Source organism: Streptomyces sp. NPDC003032, assembly GCF_053591415.1.
Genome location: NZ_JBSFTT010000020.1, coordinates 112557 through 130767 on the forward strand (window position 1 = coordinate 112557; position 18211 = coordinate 130767).

Sequence of the window (18211 nt, forward strand, 5' to 3'; positions counted from 1 at the left end):
CCGCTGCCCACTCGCTCGCGGGCCCCTGCCCGGGGTCAGGAGATGCCCAGCTCCTTGCCGATGAAGTCGATGACCTCCTCGTCACTCGCCAGGTCCAGCTCGACCGCGACGGTCCCTCCGTCGTCCTGTGTGCCCGTGCCTGGGCCTGGGCCTGCTGTCCCGTTCTGTGCGGGTGCCCGCTCGCCGTAGCGCTGGGCGAGCGCGCGCAGTCGGTCCGCCACGCGCTGCCGTTCACCGTCGTCGAGGGGCGTCGCCGCGAGGTGCGCGGCCCAGTCGCCGAGGCGGGAGAGGACCGAGTCGACCGGTGAGCCCAGCCCTGACACGAGCGCGGCTTCGACGTGCTCGCTCAGCGCGGCGGGGGTCGGGCGGTCGAACACCAGCGTGGTGGGCAGGGTCAGACCGGTCGCGGCGCCCAGGCGGTTGCGCAGCTCCACGGCGGTGAGGGAGTCGAAGCCGAGCTCTTGGAAGGGGCGTTGCGGATCCACGTTCCCGGGTGCCGTGTGGCCCAGTACGAGGGCGACTTGTCCGCGCACCAGCTCCAGGACGGCCGCGCCGCGGTCCTCGGGTGCAAGGGTTGCCAGGCGTTCCCGGAGTGCGTCCGCCGCGCCCGGCTCCGCCGCTGCCTCGGGGACGTGGACCAGGCCGCGCAGCAGTGGGGGGAGCGTGCCGTTCTCGGTGGCGACGCGCAGTTCCCTCGGGTCGAGGCGCGTCGGCACCCACACGGGTCGACCGGTGACGAGCGCGTCGTCGAACAATGCGAGGCCTTCCTCGGTGGTGAGGCCGCCGGCACTGGTGTGCCCTGCCGGGCGCGGGGTTGCCCGGCCGGGAGACGCCTGCCCGAAGGGTGTCTGCCCGGAGGGTGCCTGGTCAGCGGCTGTCCGTTCCGTCTGCGCTGCCTGTGACGCCGCGGTCTCGGCCCATCGGCCCCAGGCCAGGGATGTCGCGGGAAGGCCCATGTCGTGGCGGTGCGCGGCGAGCGCGTCGAGGAAGGCGTTGGCGGCGGCGTAGTTCGCCTGGCCGGGGGCGCCGACGGTGCCCGCGGCGGAGGAGAAGACGACGAACGCGGCCAGATCCGCGTCTCGCGTCAGTTCGTGGAGGTGCCAGGCACCGTCGGCCTTGGGCCGGAAGACCGCGTCCAGCCGACCGGGCGTCATCGACTCCAGGACGCCGTCGTCGAGTACCCCGGCCGCGTGCACCACGGCCGTCAACGGGTGCTCAGCGGGCACCGACGCGAGCAGGTCCGCGACCGCCGCCCGGTCGGCCACGTCGCACGCCACGGCCCGCACCGTCGTCGCGCCCGCGGCGGTCAGCTCGGCGACCAGTTCCGCCATGCCCTGGGCGTCCGGTCCGCGGCGCCCGGCGAGCACGAGGTGCGCCACCCGGTGGGCGCGTACCAGATGGCGGGCGACCTCCGCACCGAGTGCCCCGGAAGCGCCGGTGATCAGGGTCGTCCCGGCGGGGTTCCACTCGGGCGGCATCGTCAGGACGACCTTGCCCACGTGCCGGGCCTGCGCCAGGTACCGGAAGGCGGCGGGCGCCTGCCGCACGTCCCACGCCGTCACCGGGACCGGCCGCAGCCGCCCGCGCTCGAACAAGTCGACGATCTCCGCCAGCATCCCGGCGACGCGCTCGGGGCCGGCGTCCATCAGGTCGAACGCGCGGTAGGCGACCCCGTACCGGGCGGTGACCTCGCCGGCGTCACGGATGTCGGTCTTGCCCATCTCGATGAACCGGCCGCCCGGCCGCACCAGGCGCAGCGACGCGTCCACCAGCTCCCGCACCAGTGAGTTCAGCACCACGTCGATGCGGCGTCCGCGCGGGCCGGGACGGTCACCGCCCGCCGCGGCGAACCGCTCCTCGAACTCGGCGGTGCGGGAGGAGGCGAGGTGCGCGTCGTCGATGCCGAGGGCACGCACCGCCTCCCACTTGCCGGGGCCGGCCGTCGCGTACACCTCGGCGCCGAGGTGGCGCGCCAGCTGCACGGCGGCCATCCCCACGCCACCGGCCGCCGCGTGCACCAGCACCGCTTCTCCGGGCCGCACGTCGGCCAGGTCCACCAGGCCCTCGTACGCGGTGAGGAACGCGACGGGAACGGACGCTGCCTGTACGTACGACCAGCCCTGCGGAATCCGCGCGATCAAGCGGTGGTCGACGACCGCCACCGGTCCGAGGCATCCGGTCGCGAGGCCGAACACCCGGTCCCCGGGGGCGAGTCCGGCGACGTCCGGCCCTGCCTCGGTGACGACCCCCGCCATCTCGCCGCCCAGCGCCCGCTGGTCGGGCACCATGCCGAGGGCCATGACGACGTCCCGGAAGTTGAGGCCGGCGGCGCGTACCGCGACCCGGACCTTCCCCGGCGGGAGCGGGGCCGCGGCCTCCGGGCAGGGGGCGAGGAGCAGATCGTCGACGGTGCCGCCGCCCGCCAGGTCGATCCGCCACTCCCGCACTCCCGCGGGGGGCACGAGGGTTCCGGGCGGTGTGCCGCGGGCCAGCCTGGGGAGGAGGGTCCGGCCCGCGCGGAGTGCGAGTTGGGGTTCGTCCGTGGCCGTGGCCGCCGCCCCGATCAGTGCGGCCGCCGATTCCGCCCGCGCGTCCACGTCGATGAGGAGGAACCTCCCCGGGTGCTCCCTCTGGGCCGCGCGTACAAGGCCCCAGACCGCGGCGGCCGACATGTCGGTGATCCGCTCGTCTGCGGTGACGGGCATCGCTCCGCGGGTCAGGAGGACGAGCCGGGAGGAGCGCAGTCGGGCGTCCGCGAGCCAGGTTTGCAGCACGTCGAGCACGGACGCGGTCAGGGACTTGGCGGCACCCGCCTGATCGGCGACGCCGGTGGTTCCAGTTCCGGCCGGGCCCGTGCTCCTGGTTCCGGCTCCCACTCCGGCTTGAGATCCGGCACCCTCTTCGCCGTGGCACGGCAGAAACACCAGATCCGGCGCGGGCTCACCGGACGCGATCGCCGATACGAGCGCGCCGAGACCGGGGTGAGCTGTGGCCGCCAGGCGGTCCGCCAGGGCGATGTCGCCCCCGAGCACGGCAAGCTCGGGGCGGCTTGCGTGCGGTGTCGGCGGGGTGAGTGTCGTATCCACCCAGTCGACGTAGAACAGGGTGTCGCGGGTGCGGGTGGCACGCAGATGGTGATCGGAGACGGGGCGGGTGACGAGTGACCCCGCCGAGGCGACCGGGGCACCGTGTCCGTCCCACAGGGCGAGGGACACCGCGTCCGTTCCCGCCGGGGTCAGTCGTGCGCGCAGGACCGGTGTGCCCGCGCCGTGGAAGGACACGTCACGCCACGCGAACGGCACCCGGACCTGCGTCTGCGTCTGTGTACCCGCTTCGCTCGCCGTCGGCCCCTCCCCCGCGAGGAGGCCCGCGTGCAGCGCGGCGTCGAGCTGCGCCGGGTGGAGGCCGTATCCGTGGGTGCCGGAGCGTGCCGCGTCGGGGAGCACGATCTCGGCGAACACCGCGTCGCCGAGCCGCCAGGCCCGGGAGAGCCCGCGGAAGGCGGGGCCGTACGCGAAGCCCGCCACGGCCATGCGCTCGTAGAAACCTTCGAGCGGTACGGGCTCGGCGTCGGCAGGCGGCCATGCCTCACCGGGGCGGGGCGGCGCGGTGGCGGCCTCCGGGGCGAGCACGCCGCCGGCGTGGCACACCCATCCCTCATCAGGTCCCTCCGCTGTGCCCGTGCGGCTGTTCTCGTCCCGGGAGTACACACCCAGCGGGCGGTGACCGTCATCCCCAGCCGGTCCCACCCGCACCTGTAGCTGGACGGCGCCGCGATCGGGCAGGACCAGTGGCGCCTCGTGCGTCAGTTCCACCAGGCGGCGGCACCCGACCTCGGCTCCGGCGCGGAGCGCCATCTCCACGACGGCGCTGCCGGGTACGAGTACGGCGCCGAGCATGACGTGGTCCGCGAGCCAGGCCTCGGTACGCCGGGACAGCACTCCGGTCAGTGCGACGCCCTGGGAGTCCGCCAGGTCCAGGGACGCGCCGAGCAGGGGATGTTCGAGCTCGGCAAGGCCGACGGCGGTCACGTCGGCGTCGGGGCGCGCCGAGCTCCAGGGGTAACGGCGGCGCTGGAAGGCGTAGGTGGGCAGGTCCACCCTGCGGGCGCCCGTGGCGGTGAAGAAGCGGGGCCAGTCGACCCGGGCCCCATGGGCGAATGCCTCGGAGACCGCCGTACGCACGGTGTCGGCCTCGGGGCGTCCTGCGCGGCCCGCCGGGATCAGCTTCGCGCGCGTGTTCGGCGGAGCCTCGGCGAGGCAGTCCTGTGCCATCGCCGTCAGCGTCCCGGACGGCCCGACCTCCACGAACGTACGCACCCCCGCGGCGACGAGCCGGCGCATGCCGTCGCGGAAGCGCACGGTCGCGTGGGCGTGCCGCACCCAGTACTCCGGTGAACACAGGTCGTCGGCGGTGGCGATGTCCCCGGTGACGTCCGAGACGATCGGGATGTTCGGCGGGTGGAAGGCGAGCTTCCCCGCGATCTGGCTGAACGCGTCGAGGATTCCGGCCATCTGCGGGGAGTGGAAGGCGTGGCTCACGCGGAGCCGTCGCGTCTTGCGTCCCTTGCCGCGCCAGCGTTCGGCGAGATCGAGCACCGCGCTCTCGGCGCCGGACACGACGACCGAGGAGGGGCCGTTGACGGCGGCGACGGCCATCTGGTCGGCGCGTGCCGTCACCTCGGGCAGGATCTCCGCCTCCGTCGCCTGCACCGCGACCATGGCGCCGCTGCCGGACACGCCCTGCATGAGGCGGCCGCGCGCGGCGACGAGCGTGCAGGCGTCCTCCAGGGACAGGACTCCGGAGACGTGCGCGGCCGCCAGTTCGCCGACGGAGTGGCCGAGCAGCAGGTCGGGGGTGAGCCCCCAGTGCGTGAGCAGCCGGAACAGCGCGACCTCGTACGCGAACAGTGCCGTCTGGGTGTACGAGGTCTGCTCCAGGAGTGCGGCCGTGGGCGTGGCCTCGGCGGCGTACAGGATGTCCCGCAGGGGCCGGTCGAGATGCGGGTCCAGGCGGGCCGCGACCGCATCGAGCGCCTCGGCGTACACCGGGAAGGCGGCGGCCAGCTCGCGTCCCATGCCCGCGCGCTGGCTCCCCTGGCCGGAGAAGAGGAACGCCTGTCCGCCCTCGGCGGTGGCCCCTCGCGTCAGGCCCGGGGTGGGGCGGTTCCCGGCCAGGGCCGTCAGGCCCGCCAGCATGTCGTCCCGGTCACGGGCCCACACCACGGCGCGCGTGTCGAGGGTCGCCCGGGAGGTGGCCAGGGACCAGCCGATGTCCGCCAAACGTGCGTCGGGTCGGGAGCGGACACGGTCGGCCAGACGCTGCGCCTGATCCCGAAGGGCCTGCTCGCCCCGCCCTGAGACCACCAGAGGCAGGGGTAGGGGTAGGGGTGCGCGCGGGTTGTCTGTCCCAGGCGGATCCTGCTCGGCGTCGTCGTCGGGCGGTGCGGCGTGCGACGCGCCATCGTGGTGGGGGGCCTGTTCCAGGATCACATGGGCGTTGGTGCCGCTGATGCCGAAGGAGGAGATCCCGGCGCGGCGCGGGCGGCCGGTGCGCGGCCAGTCGCGGCCCTCGGTCAGCAGGCGGACCGCTCCGGAGGACCAGTCCACGTGCGGCGTGGGCTCGTCGACGTGCAGGGTTCTCGGGAGTACGCCGTGACGCATCGCCATGACCGTCTTGATCAGACCGGCGATGCCCGCCGCGCCCTGGGTGTGTCCCAGGTTCGTTTTGATCGAGCCCAGCCACAACGGGCGGTCGGCCGGGCGCTGTTGGCCGTACGTCGCGAGCAGTGCCTGCGCCTCGATGGGGTCTCCGAGCGTCGTGCCGGTCCCGTGCGCCTCCACCGCGTCCACCAGGTCCGCCGACAGCCGGGCCGACGCCAGTGCCTGCCGGATCACCCGCTGCTGCGACGGACCATTCGGAGCCGTCAGACCATTCGACGCACCATCCTGATTCACCGCCGAACCACGCACCACGGCAAGCACCGGATGCCCGTTGCGTCGCGCCTGCGACAAACACTCCAACAGTACGAGCCCCACACCCTCCCCCCACCCCGTACCGTCCGCCGCGGCCGCGAACGCCTTGCACCGCCCGTCCGCCGCGAGCCCGCGCTGACGGCTGAACTCCACGAACATGCCCGGGGTCGTCATCACCGCGGCGCCACCGGCGAGTGCCATGGTGCACTCGCGCCGGCGCAGCGCCTGCACGGCCAGGTGCACCGCCGTCAGGGACGCCGAGCACGCCGTGTCGACGGTCATCGCCGGGCCTTCCAGACCGAACGTATAGGCGAGACGGCCCGACAGCACACTGGCGGCGCCCCCGGTGAGGTGGTGCCCCTCGGTGCCCTCGCTGGTCCCGCCCCCGCCGCCGCTGGTCATCAGGACCGATCCGACGAACGCCCCGACGGGTTGGCCCTCCAGGCTGCCGGGATCGACCCCGGCACGTTCGAACGTCTCCCACGCGGTCTCCAGGAGCAGCCGCTGCTGAGGGTCCATCGCAGCCGCCTCGCGCGGGCTGATCCCGAACAGGTCCGCGTCGAACTCGGCGGCGTCGTCGAGGAAGGCCCCTTCGACGGCGTAGGTGTGGCCCGGCCGGTCGGGGTCCGGGTCGAAGAGTGTTTCGGTGTCCCAGCCGCGGTCGGTCGGGAAAGCCGAGACCGCGTCGGTTCCGGCGGCCACCAGTTCCCACAGGTCCTCCGCGGAGTGGACGCCTCCGGGGAAGCGGCAGCCCATCGCCACGATCGCCACGGGCTCGTGGGCCGCGGCCGTCAGCTCGCGCGTCCGGGCGCGCAGCGACTCGACCTCCTTCAGCGAGGCCCGCAGTGCCTCGACGAACCTCTCGTCACCTGCCGGCATCGTGGTCCTCCGTCGTCGCGTGCGCTGTGCTGTCCGGGTCCTCCTGGCCTCTGCCGCCGGGCGGACCGGCATCGGGTGAGCTGCCGTTCAGCGCCATGGCGAGAAGCCCCTCGGCGTCCATCCGGTCGATCGGGGCGAGCGCCGGTCCGGAGCCGTCCTCGTCCGGTGGTGGCACGGTCCCGGTGGGGCCGCCCGCGAGGTCCAGGAGGGTGTCGAGCAGACCGGCGTCGCGCAGCCGGGGCAGCGGGATGGCGGCCAGGGCGTCGCGCACCCTGCGCTCCGTATCGCGCCCTGCGTCGCGCTGTGCGTCCGTCCGCTCGTCCCGGGGCGTGAGCTGTGCGGACAGGTGTCCGGCGAGGGCCGTGGGGGTGGGGTGGTCGAAGACGAGCGTGGGGGGCAGCCGGAGGCCGGTGGCGCCGGTGAGCCGGTTGCGGAGTTCCACGGCCGTCAGCGAGTCGAAGCCGAGGTCCTTGAACGGCCGGTCCCGTCCTATGTCCCGTCCAGCCGCCTCCGCGCTCGCGTAGCCGAGGACGGAGGCGGTCTCCGTGTGGAGCAGGTCCAGCAGTTGCCGGTTCCGCTCGGCGGGAGGCAGGGCGGCCAGGCGTCGGCGCAGCGCCTCCGCCCCCGTGTCCGTGAAGCCGCTCCGTCGCGCCGGGGCGCGCACCAGGCCGCGCAGCACTGAGGGCAGCGTGTCCGGCCGCGTGCGGAGCGCGGACAGGTCGAGCCGCATCGGCAGCACCAGCGGCTCGGCCACGGTGCGGGCGGCGTCGAAGAGGGCCAGGCCGTCCTCGGTCGACAGGCCCTGGATGCCGGCGCGTGCCATCCGGGCCCGGCCGAGCTGGCCGGCCCGGTCGAGTGCGGCCGTCATGTCGCTGATCTCCGTCCACAGCCCCCAGGCCAGCGACAGTGCGGGCAGCCCGGCCCGGCGCCGCCGCCGTACCAGCGTGTCCAGGAACGCGTTGGCCGCCGCGTAGTTGCCCTGCCCGGCGCTGCCCAGGGTGGCCGCCGCCGAGGAGAACACCACGAACGACGCCAGAGGCGCGGTCCGGGTCAACTCGTCCAGGTGGCACGCTCCGTCCACCTTGGGCCTGAACACCCGGTCGACTTGCTGCGGTGACAGCGCGGGGACCAGGCCGTCGTCCAGGACACCGGCCGCGTGCACCACGGCGGTGAGGGGGTGTGCGGCGGGCACCGACTTCAGCAGCGCGGCCACCGCGTCGCGGTCGCCGACGTCGCATGCCGCCCATGTCACGTCGGCGCCGTGCGCGGTCAGTTCGGCGGTGAGGAGCGACGCTTCGCCGCTCTCGCCGCCGCTCCGGCCCACGAGCAGCAGACGGCGTACATCGTGCGCGGTGACCAGGTGCCGGGCGACGGCACGCCCCAGGGTTCCGGAGGCACCGGTCACCAGCACGGTGCCGTCGGGCTCCCATGCCGGGGCGGTGTTGTTGGTGTCGTTGGTGTCGTTGTCGTAGGGGACCGCCGGGGTCACGGGCGCGCGTTCCAGGCGAGGCAGCATGATCCGGCCCTCGCGCACCGCCAGTTGGGGCTCGTCGGCGGCCAGGGCGTCGGCGAGCGCGGCGACGGAGTCGGGGTGACCGTCGAGGTCGGCCAGCACGAACCGGCCCGGGTTCTCCGCCTGGGCCGAACGCACCAGGCCCCAGACCGCCGCGGCAGATGGGTCGCCGGGCGGTTCGTCGTCCGACGTGGCGAGGGCGCCGCGCGTCACGACGACGAGCCGCGCCGCGCCGCCCCGTTCCTCGGCGAGCCAGCCTTGCAGCAGGCCAAGGGCACAGCAGGTCACCTCCCGGGCGCGCGCGGCCTCGTCGCGGCCGTCGTACGGGGCCGTGTGGCCGTCGTACGGATCCGTGCCGAGTGCCACGAGGACGGCGTCGGGTTCCGGCGTACCGGAAGCGATCGCCGCGCGGAACGCGGACAGGTCGGGGAAGCGCCGCACGTCCGGGGGCAGGCCCAGGTCGTAGGCCCCAAGCACCGCCCACGCACCCGGCCGCTCAACGGGCGCGGCGGACACGGCGGACACGGCGGGCGCGGCCGTCCATGTGAGCCGGAACAGCGAGTCCCGGTGGTCACCGGCGGCCCGCAGTTGCCGGGGGGAGACCGGGCGTGCCACGAGCGAACGTACGGACACCGTGGGAGCGCCGTCGACGTCCGCCACCACCACCGACACGTCCTGCGACGTCCCCGCGGAGACCCGGACGCGCACCGCCGGGCCGCACGGCCCGTGGAAGGCGACGTCGTTCCAGGCGAACGGCATGGCGGCCTGGTGGTGGTCGGGGCCGTCGTTGCGGGCGCGGAGCAGACAGGCGTGGAGCGCCGCGTCGAGAAGCGCGGGATGGGCCAGGTAGCGGCCCGCCTCGGCCTCCATCTCGTCCGGCAGCGCCGCCTCGGCGAGGATGTCGTCCTCCAGGCGCCACGCGGTGTGCAGGCCCTCGAACGCGGGGCCGTAGGAGAGGCCGTTCTCGTCGAGTCGTCCGTAGAAGTCGGTCAGGTCGAGGGGTACGGATCCCGGAGGTGGCCAGGCGCCGTCGAGGGCGGGTGGTGCCGAGGGCTGTGCCTCGGTGAGCACGCCGCGGGCGTGGCACGACCAAGAGGCCTGCGGGGGCGCGTCCTCGGAGCGTGCGTATACGCCGAGGGACCGGGTGCCTTCCTCGTCGGCGGGTGCGATCCGGACCTGGAGCCGCAGCGCGCCGCCTCCGGCGAGGATCAGGGGCATGTCCTGGATCAGCTCGCGCACGTGCGGGCAGCCGGTCTCGGCGCCTGCCAGGGCCGCCAGTTCCAGGAACGCGGTGCCCGGGACCACCACGGTGTCCCCCACGGCGTGGTCGGCGAGCCACGGGTGGGTGTCCAGGGACCAGCGTGCGGTGAGGAGGGTCTCCGTGGAGTCGGCGAGTTCGACGCGGGCGCCGAGGAGCGGGTGGTCCGGGCGGCCGAGGCCCGCGGCGGTCACATCACCGGCGCCACCGCCGGCGGGTGTGTCGAGCCAGAACCTGCGCCGCTGGAAGGGGTAGGTCGGCAGGTCCACGACGCGTGGCGCACGGCCCGTCCAGGCCTTGGACCAGTCGACGGCGACTCCATGGACGTACGCCTCGGTGACCGAGGTCAGGAAGCGTTCCGGTCCGCCCCGGTCGCGGCGCAGGGACGCCACGGCCACACCCGGCCTCGCGGGGTGCTCCTCCAGGACTTCCCGCAGGCCCATGGTGAGCATGGGGTGGGGGCTGGTCTCGACGAAGGCGCCGAAACCCTGGGCGATCAGTTCCCGTACGGCCGGCTCGAACCGGACGGGTTCCCGGAGGTTGCGGTACCAGTAGTCGGCGTCGAGCCCGGCGGTGTCCTGGAAGGCGCCCGTCAGCGTCGACATGAAGGGGATGAGGCCCTGCCTCGGGCGGATGTCGGTGAGGTCGTGGGCGATCCGTGCACGTACCGCTTCCACGTGGGGTGAGTGCGAGGCGTAGTCGACCGGGATCCGGCGTGCCCGGAGTCCGGTGCGCTCGCAGTGGGCGAGCAGTCCGTCCAGCGCGGCCGTGTCGCCCGACACCACCACCGACGCGGGCGCGTTGACCGCCGCGAGGGAGATCCGCCCGTCCCAGGCCGCCACCAGTTCCTCGGCCTTGGCCTGCGTCGTCGCCAGCGAGACCATTCCGCCGTGTCCCGCGATCGCCGTCAGGGCCCGGCTGCGCAGCGCGACCACGCGCGCGCCGTCGTCCAGGGAGAGACCGCCCGCGACACAGGCCGCGGCGATCTCGCCCTGCGAGTGCCCCACCACGGCGGCGGGTTCGACGCCGTACGAGCGCCATAGCTCGGCCAGCGCCACCATCATCGCCCACAGCGCGGGCTGCACCACGTCCACCCGGTCCGGGTCGACGCCTGCTCCTGCCTTTACCCGTTTCTCTGCTGCTGCTCCTGTGGTCCTGTCCCGGATGACGTCCACCACGGACCAGTCGGTGTACGGCGCGAGCGCGTCGGCGCACTCGGTCAGGCGGGCCCGGAACACGGGTGCCGCGTCCCACAACTGGGCGGCCATTCCCGGCCACTGGGCCCCCTGGCCGGGGAACACGAAGACCGTCTTGCCCGGATCACCGGCCGCCACTCCCCCGACGGCGGCGGGGCTCTGACGCCCCTCTGCCACGGCGGCCAGCGCGGACAGCAGTTGGTCGCGGCCGGCGCCCAGGACCACGGCCCGGTGCTCCAGCTCGGCCCGGGTCGTCAGCAGCGAGTGGGCGACGTCGACGGTGTCAAGTGCCGGGTCGGCGGCGAGGTGCTGCCGTAGCTCCGCCGCGCGGGCCCGTAGCGCGGGCTCGCTCCTGGCCGAGAGCACGAACGGCACTGGTGTGTTCGTTGCTTGGGCCTCGGCTCCGTGGGGTGCGGGTTCCGGTGTTCCGGACACCGTCGGATCATCGGTGTCCGGCGCGGCGGGGGCCTGTTCCAGGATGACGTGCGCGTTGGTGCCGCTGATGCCGAACGACGAGACCGCGGCCCGCCGGGGCCGCCCCGTGTCGGGCCACGGGCGTGCCTCGGTCAGCAGCTCCACCGCGCCGGACGACCAGTCGATGTGCGGCGACGGCGCGTCCACGTGCAGCGTTCGCGGCAGGACGCCCCGGCGCAGCGCCATGACCATCTTGATGACGCCCGCGACGCCCGCCGCCGCCTGCGGGTGACCCAGGTTCGACTTGACGGAGCCCAGCCACAGCGGCCGGTCCGCCGGGCGCCGGCTGCCGTAGGTCGCGAGGAGTGCCTGCGCCTCGATCGGGTCTCCGAGGGTGGTGCCCGTGCCGTGTGCCTCGACGGCGTCCACGTCGGACGGCGTGAGCCGGGCCCCGGCCAGCGCCTGGGTGATCACACGTTCCTGGGAGGGTCCGTTCGGGGCGGTCAGGCCGTTGCTCGCCCCGTCCTGGTTGACCGCGGAGCCCCGTACGACGGCGAGGACGCGGTGCCCCTCGCGTACGGCGTCCGACAGGCGCTCGACGAGGAGCACACCGGCGCCCTCGCCCCACACCGTGCCGTCCGCGGCGGCCGCGAACGGCTTGCAGCGGGCGTCGGCGGCCAGCGCGCCCTGCCTGCGGAACTCGGTGAAGGCGTTCGGCGAGCACATCACGGTGACCCCGCCCGCGAGCGCGAGGTCGCAGTCCCCGCCGCGCAGCGCCTGTGCGGCCAGATGCAGGGCCACCAGGGATGACGAACAGGCGGTGTCCACCGTGACGGCCGGGCCCTCGAATCCGAAGGTGTAGGCGATGCGACCGGTGGCGACGCTGCCGGAGCCGCCCGTGCCGAGGTACCCGGCGGCGTCGTCCGTGATGGTCCCGAGCCGGGTGGTGTAGTCGTGGTACATCAGCCCGGCGAACACGCCGGTGCGGCTGCCCCTCAGGGCCGCCGGGTCGAGGCCGGCGCGCTCCAGTGCCTCCCAGGAGACCTCCAGGAGGAGCCGCTGCTGGGGGTCCATCGCCACTGCCTCGCGCGGGCTGATGCCGAAGAACTCGGGGTCGAACCGCGCGGCGTCGTGCAGGAATCCGCCTTCGCCTTCCGCCGCGAAGGCGCCGGGGCCGAGGGACCAGCCGCGGTCGGTGGGGAAGGCGGAGATGGCGTCTGCGCCCCGGTCGACCAGGCCCCACAAGTCCTCCGGCGAGCCGACGCCGCCCGGGAAACGGCAGGCCATGCCGACGACGGCGATCGGCTCGTCGGCCCTGGCCGTACGGGGTGCCGGCGGCGGCTTGCGCCGGTCCCGGCCGGTCAGACGGGCGTGGATGTACTCGGCGAGTTCCTTCGGCGTCGGATGGTCGAAGACGAGGGTGGCGGTCAGCCGGAGGCCGGTCACCCGCGTCAGGCGGTTGCGCAACTCGACCGCGGTGAGCGAGTCGAACCCCAGCTCCTTGAACGCGCGCCCGGCTTCGACCGCCGTCGCACCGGCATGGCCGAGGACGGCCGCGGCCTGGGCCCGCACCTCGTCGAGGACGCGCGCGGTCCGGTCCTTCGGGGCGATGTCGGCGAGCTGGCGTGCCAGGGTGGTGTCCCCGTCGGCGCCTTGGGCCGCGCGCCGCGCCGGTGGTCGCACCAGTGCGCGCAGCAGCGCCGGTACGCCGTCGGCGGCGGCCCTCGCTCGTACGGCGGCGAGGTCCAGGCGGGCGGGGACGACGACGGGCAGCTCCGAGGTGAGAGCCGCGTCGAACAGGGCGAGGCCCTGCCGCGCGGTCAGCCCCGTCACTCCGGTGCGACTCATCCGGTCGCGGTCCGTGTCGGACATCCGGCCGGTCATCGCGCTGGCCTCGGCCCACAGTCCCCAGGCCAGGGAGAGCGCGGGCAGTCCCAGTGAGCGCCGGACGCCGACGAACGCGTCGAGGAACGCGTTCGCCGCGGCGTAGCCGCCCTGGCCCGCGGTGCCGAACGTGCCCGCTCCCGAGGAGAACACGATGAACGCGGAGAGGTCCATGTCCCGGGTGAGCGCATGCAGGTTGACCACGGCGTCGGCCTTCGGCCGGAACACCGTGTCGATCCGCTCCGGTGACAGCGACGGGACGATGCCGTCGTCCAGCACGCCGCCCGCGTGCACGACGGCGCGCAGCGCGTGCTCCGCCGGGATCTGCGCGATGACCTCGGCCAGGGCCGCGCGGTCCCCCACGTCACAGGCCGCCCAGCGCACCGACGCGCCCAGGTCCGCCAGCTCCGCGGCGAGTCCGACGGCCACCGGGGCGTCCGCCCCGCGACGGCTCACCAGCAGCAGGTGCCGTGCTCCGTACGCCTCGACGAGGTGACGAGTCACGGCTCGGCCGAGTACGCCCGACGCGCCGGATACCAGGACCGTACCGTCGCCGGGGAAGCGGTCGGGGTCGGCGGGGTCGGCCGGGTCGGCGGAGCCAAGGGGGTCGCCGGAGCCGAAGACAGCCGAGTCACCCGGGCCCTCCGCAGCCTCCGCAGCATGACGCCCACCACCGGCCAACACCCGCTGGAGCCGAGGGACCAGGATCTCTCCGGCCCGTAGCGCCACCTGTGGCTCGTCGCCGGCGACGGCGGTTGCCAGCGCTTCGGCCGACGATTTCCTGCCGTCCCAGTCCACCAGGACGAGCCGGTCCGGGTTCTCCGTCTGTGCCGAGCGCAGTAGGCCCCACACCGCGGCCAGGGCCGGATTCGCCGTCTCGTCGTCGCGCACCGCCACGGCGCCCTCGGTCACCACCACGAGGCGGGCGGGCATGGTCCGTTCGTCGCCGAGCCAATCCTGGATCAGCGCCAGTGCCGCGGCGACTGCGTCCCGGGTGGCCGCGGGTAGCTCGTCCGTGCCGGATGCAGGCGTCGGGAGTGCCACGAGGACCGCGTCCGGTACATCCTGCGATGCGGTCACCGCCGCCGGATCCGCTGCCCGACGCACCTGGGCGCCGGTGGCTTCGAGCGCCGGAGCTATCGACTCCGCGCCGTCGAGGACCGCCCACCATTCCGGCTTGCGGAATGCCCTGCAGGGCGTCGGCGTCCAGTCGACAACGTACAGGGAGTCCATCGGCTCCGGACGGGTGGGCGCAAGGCCGTCGGCTGCCGGGGGCCGCAGGGCGAGCGACTCCACGGATACGACGGGCGCGCCGGTCGGGTCCGCTGCCTCCAAGGAAACAGCGTTGGGGCCCACCGGACTGATCCGCACCCTCAGCCTCGTCGCGCCGACCGCGTGCAACCGCACACCGGTCCACGAAAAGGGGAGGCGAGGGCCCGGGGCCGTGTCCCCCTCCGCGCGTACCGCGACGTGGCCGACGGCCGCCGCGTGCATCGCGGCGTCCAGCAGGACCGGGTGGAGCGCGAAGCCGTCGGTGTCGCCGCCTCCCGGGAGCGCGACCTCGGCGAAGATGTCGTCCCCCTGCCGCCAGGCGGCCCGCAGGCCCCGGAAAGCGGGGCCGTACCGCAGGGACAGCGTCGCCAGGTCCTCGTACAGCCCCTCCAGAGGCAGGGGTTCGGCTTCGGGCGGGGGCCATGTGCCCAGCGCGGCGTCGCCGTGCCGGGCGGCGGTACCGGTGAGTGATCCGCAGGCCAGCCTGGTCCACGGCGGGTCCGACGCGTCCGCCGTGTCCGGCACGTCCGGCGTGTCCTCGGAGCGCGCGTGGAACGTGATCGGGCGGTCCCCCACCGCGTCGGCGGTGTCGACTACTGCGCGCAGCTGGACGCCGCCGCGCGAGGGCAGGATCAGGGGCGCCTCCAGGGTCAGCTCCGCCACCCCGTCGCAGCCCACCTGCTCGGCGGCGCGGACGGCCAGTTCCAGGAAGGCCGTTCCCGGCAGCAGGACCACGTCGTCGACCGCGTGGTCGCCGAGCCAGGGGTGGGTGTCGCGGGACAGCCGCCCGGTGAGGAGGACGCCGCCGGAGTCGGGGAGGTCGGTGACCGCGCCCCACCAGGGGTGGTCGAGCGGGCTCAGCCCGACCGAACCGACGTCACCGGCCGGCGGGGTGGCGTCGAGCCAGTAACGCTGCCGGTCGAACGCGTACGTGGGCAGCGCCACGGGGCGGCGGATGTCGGTTGCGGCGAAGACTCTGTTCCAGTCGGGGGACCGGCCGCCCGCGTGCACCTCGCCCAGGGAGAGGAGGAACCGGTCGAGGCCGCCGTCGTCCCGGTGCAGCGTGCCCGTCACCAGCGCGTCCCCGCCCAGGCGGCCGAGTGTCTCCGTCAGGCCGAGGGAGAGCACGGGGCGCGGGCCGCACTCCACGAACGTGCCGTGTCCGGCGCCGGCGAGACGCTCCACGGCGTCCGAGAGCCGGACCGTTCGCCGCAGGTTGCGGTACCAGTACTCGGCGGTCAGTTCCTCGCCCGCCACGACGTTGCCCGTGACCGTCGAGTACAGCGGCAGCGTGCCCGCGCGGGGGCTGATTCCCGTCAGTTGGGCGAGCAGTTCCGTGCGCAACGGTTCCACCTGCGGTGAGTGGGATGCGTAGTCCACCGCGACGCGCCTGGTGCGTACCCCCTCGCGCTCGCACACGCTCATCAGCTCGTCGAGCGCCTGCGGGTCCCCCGAGAGGACGACGGAGGAGGGACCGTTCACGGCGGCCAGCGAGAGCCGCCCGGCGAAGTCCTCCAGGCGGGCGCGGGCCTCGGCCACCGGGGCCGTCACGGAGACCATGCCGCCCGCCCCGGCCAAGTGCTCGGCGATCAGCCGGGACCGCAGCGCCACGACGCGGGCGCCGTCGTCGAGGGACAGGGCGCCCGCGACGCAGGCCGCGGCGATCTCACCCTGCGAGTGCCCGACCACGGCGGCGGGTTCGATTCCGTACGAACGCCACAGTTCCGCAAGCGACACCAGCACGGCCCACAGCACCGGCTGGACGACATCGACCCGGTCGGCACGGTCCTTGTCGGCGTCGGCGTCGGCATCGAAGTCGTCGGCGAGGCCGAGCGCCACGTCGCGCAGCGACCAGTCGACGTACGGGTCCAGGGCCGCCGCGCAGTCCTGCATCCGCTCGCGGAAGACGGTCGACGAGTTCCAGAGTCCCACGGCCATTCCGGCCCACTGGGAGCCCTGGCCGGGGAAGACGAAGACCGTCCTTCCCGGGTCGCGCGCCACGCCCTCGACGAGGCCCGCGCTCGGCCGGCCCTCGGCCAACGCCGTGACCGCGCGCAGCAGTTCTTCGGAGTGACGGCCCACCGCGACGGCCCGGTGCGTCAGCGGCGCGCGCGTGGTCGCCAGCGCGTGGGCGACGTCGGCCGCGCGCAGGCCGGGCCTGGCCGCCACGTGCTCCCGCAGCCGGGCCGCCTGCGCGCGCAGCGCCTCGGGGCTCCCTGCGGACAGCACCCACGGGACCGGGTCGGGCGCGGGGTCCGCCGCGCCGCCGGCCGAGGATGCTTCCGGCAGGGCTTCCTCATCGGTGTCGGGGAGCTCGTCGACGGCTTCGAGGATGATGTGCGCGTTCGTACCGCTGATGCCGAACGAGGACACGCCCGCCCGCCGCGGGCGCCCCGTGTCCGGCCAGGGCCGGGACGTGGTCAGGAGTTTCACGGTGTCCGCGGACCAGTCGACGTGCGGTGTGGGGGTGTCGACGTGCAAGGTCTGTGGCAGCAGCCCGTGCCGCAGTGCCATGACCGTCTTCATGACGCCGGCGATCCCTGCGGCGGCCTGCGTATGGCCGATGTTCGACTTCAACGACCCCAGCCACAGCGGCCGGTTCGTGCCGCGTTCCTGTCCGTACGTCGCGAGGAGCGCCTGTGCCTCGATGGGGTCGCCGAGGCGCGTCCCCGTACCGTGCGCCTCGACCGCGTCGACGTCGGCTCCCGTGAGTCCGGCGTCGGCGAGGGCCGCGCGGATGACGCGCTGCTGCGAGGGGCCGTTGGGTGCGGTCAGACCGTTCGACGCGCCGTCCTGGTTGACCGCGCTGCCGCTGACGAGGGCCAGTACGGGGTGGCCGTGCCGCCGCGCGTCCGAGAGGCGCTCCAGCAGGACGACTCCCACGCCCTCGGCGAGCCCCGTGCCGTCGGCCCGTCCCGCGAACGCCTTGCACCGGCCGTCGGGCGAGAGCACGCGCTGCCTGCTGAACTCCAGGAGCGTCGCCGGGCTTGACATGAGGGTGGCCCCGCCGGCCAGGGCGAGGTCGCACTCGCGGTTCCGCAGGGCCTGCACGGCGAGGTGGAGTGCCACCAGGGACGAGGAACAGGCCGTGTCGAGCGTGACCGCGGGGCCTTCGAGACCGAAGGTGTAGGCCACGCGTCCGGACGCGACGCTCGCCGCGCGTCCGGTCTCCAACCGGCCCTCGTACTCCGGCAGCGTGCCGGGCAGCCGCGCCGTGTAGTCCTGTCCCATCATCCCGGTGAAGACGCCGGTCCGGCTGCCGCGCACCGCGGCGGGTGCGAGGCCCGCCCGCTCGAACGTCTCCCAGGACACCTCCAGGAGCAGTCGCTGCTGCGGGTCCATCACCAGGGCCTCACGCGGACTGATCCCGAACAGCGCCGCGTCGAACGACATGATGTCGGGGAGGAATCCGCCCGCCCGCGCGTAGCAGCCGCCCACCTGGTCGGGATCCGGGTGGTAGAGGCCCTCGACGTCCCAGCCCCGGTCCTCGGGGAGCCCGCGGACCCCGTCCTCCCCCGAGGCGACGAGGCGCCACAGTTCCTCGGGCGAAGTGACGCCTCCGGGGAAGCGGCAGGCCATCGACACCAGTGCGACGGGCTCCCGGCTCGCCGCCTCGGCGAGCCGGAGGCGCTCGCGGGTCCTGCCCAGCTCGGCGGCGAGGCGCTTGAGGTAGTCCAGCGTCTTGTCGTCGTGGGTGGCGCGAGTGCCGTGGGTGCCTTGGCTGTCCTGCGTGTCGTGGGTGTCGTGGGTCATGTCGAACGTGCCGTCCTTCCCCCGAAGGTGTGGGACTTCGTGGAGCCTGCCGATGACGGCGAGTAGG

The 18211-nt window shown here is 74.3% G+C and carries 2 protein-coding genes; both read right to left on the reverse strand.

From position 1 onward, the window contains the following. Nucleotides 1-35: 35 nt before the first annotated feature. Nucleotides 36-6926, reverse strand: coding sequence for an SDR family NAD(P)-dependent oxidoreductase (locus tag ACWDZ7_RS26470; RefSeq protein ID WP_451800331.1), 6891 nt, complete (start codon nucleotides 6924-6926; stop codon nucleotides 36-38). Next, entirely contained in the window at nucleotides 6841-18144 is an 11304-nt protein-coding gene (locus tag ACWDZ7_RS26475) for a type I polyketide synthase (RefSeq protein WP_451800333.1), read from the reverse strand. The genes ACWDZ7_RS26470 and ACWDZ7_RS26475 overlap by 86 nt, the downstream gene beginning before the upstream one ends. Nucleotides 18145-18211: the final 67 nt, after the last annotated feature.

What these genes read in the sequence shown, in the direction of transcription:
- ACWDZ7_RS26470 (WP_451800331.1), bottom strand. Translation starts at nt 6,926, where the DNA reads ATGCCGGTCCGCCCGGCGGCAGAGGCCAGGAGGACCCGGACAGCACAG.
- ACWDZ7_RS26475 (WP_451800333.1), bottom strand. Translation starts at nt 18,144, where the DNA reads ATGACCCACGACACCCACGACACGCAGGACAGCCAAGGCACCCACGGC.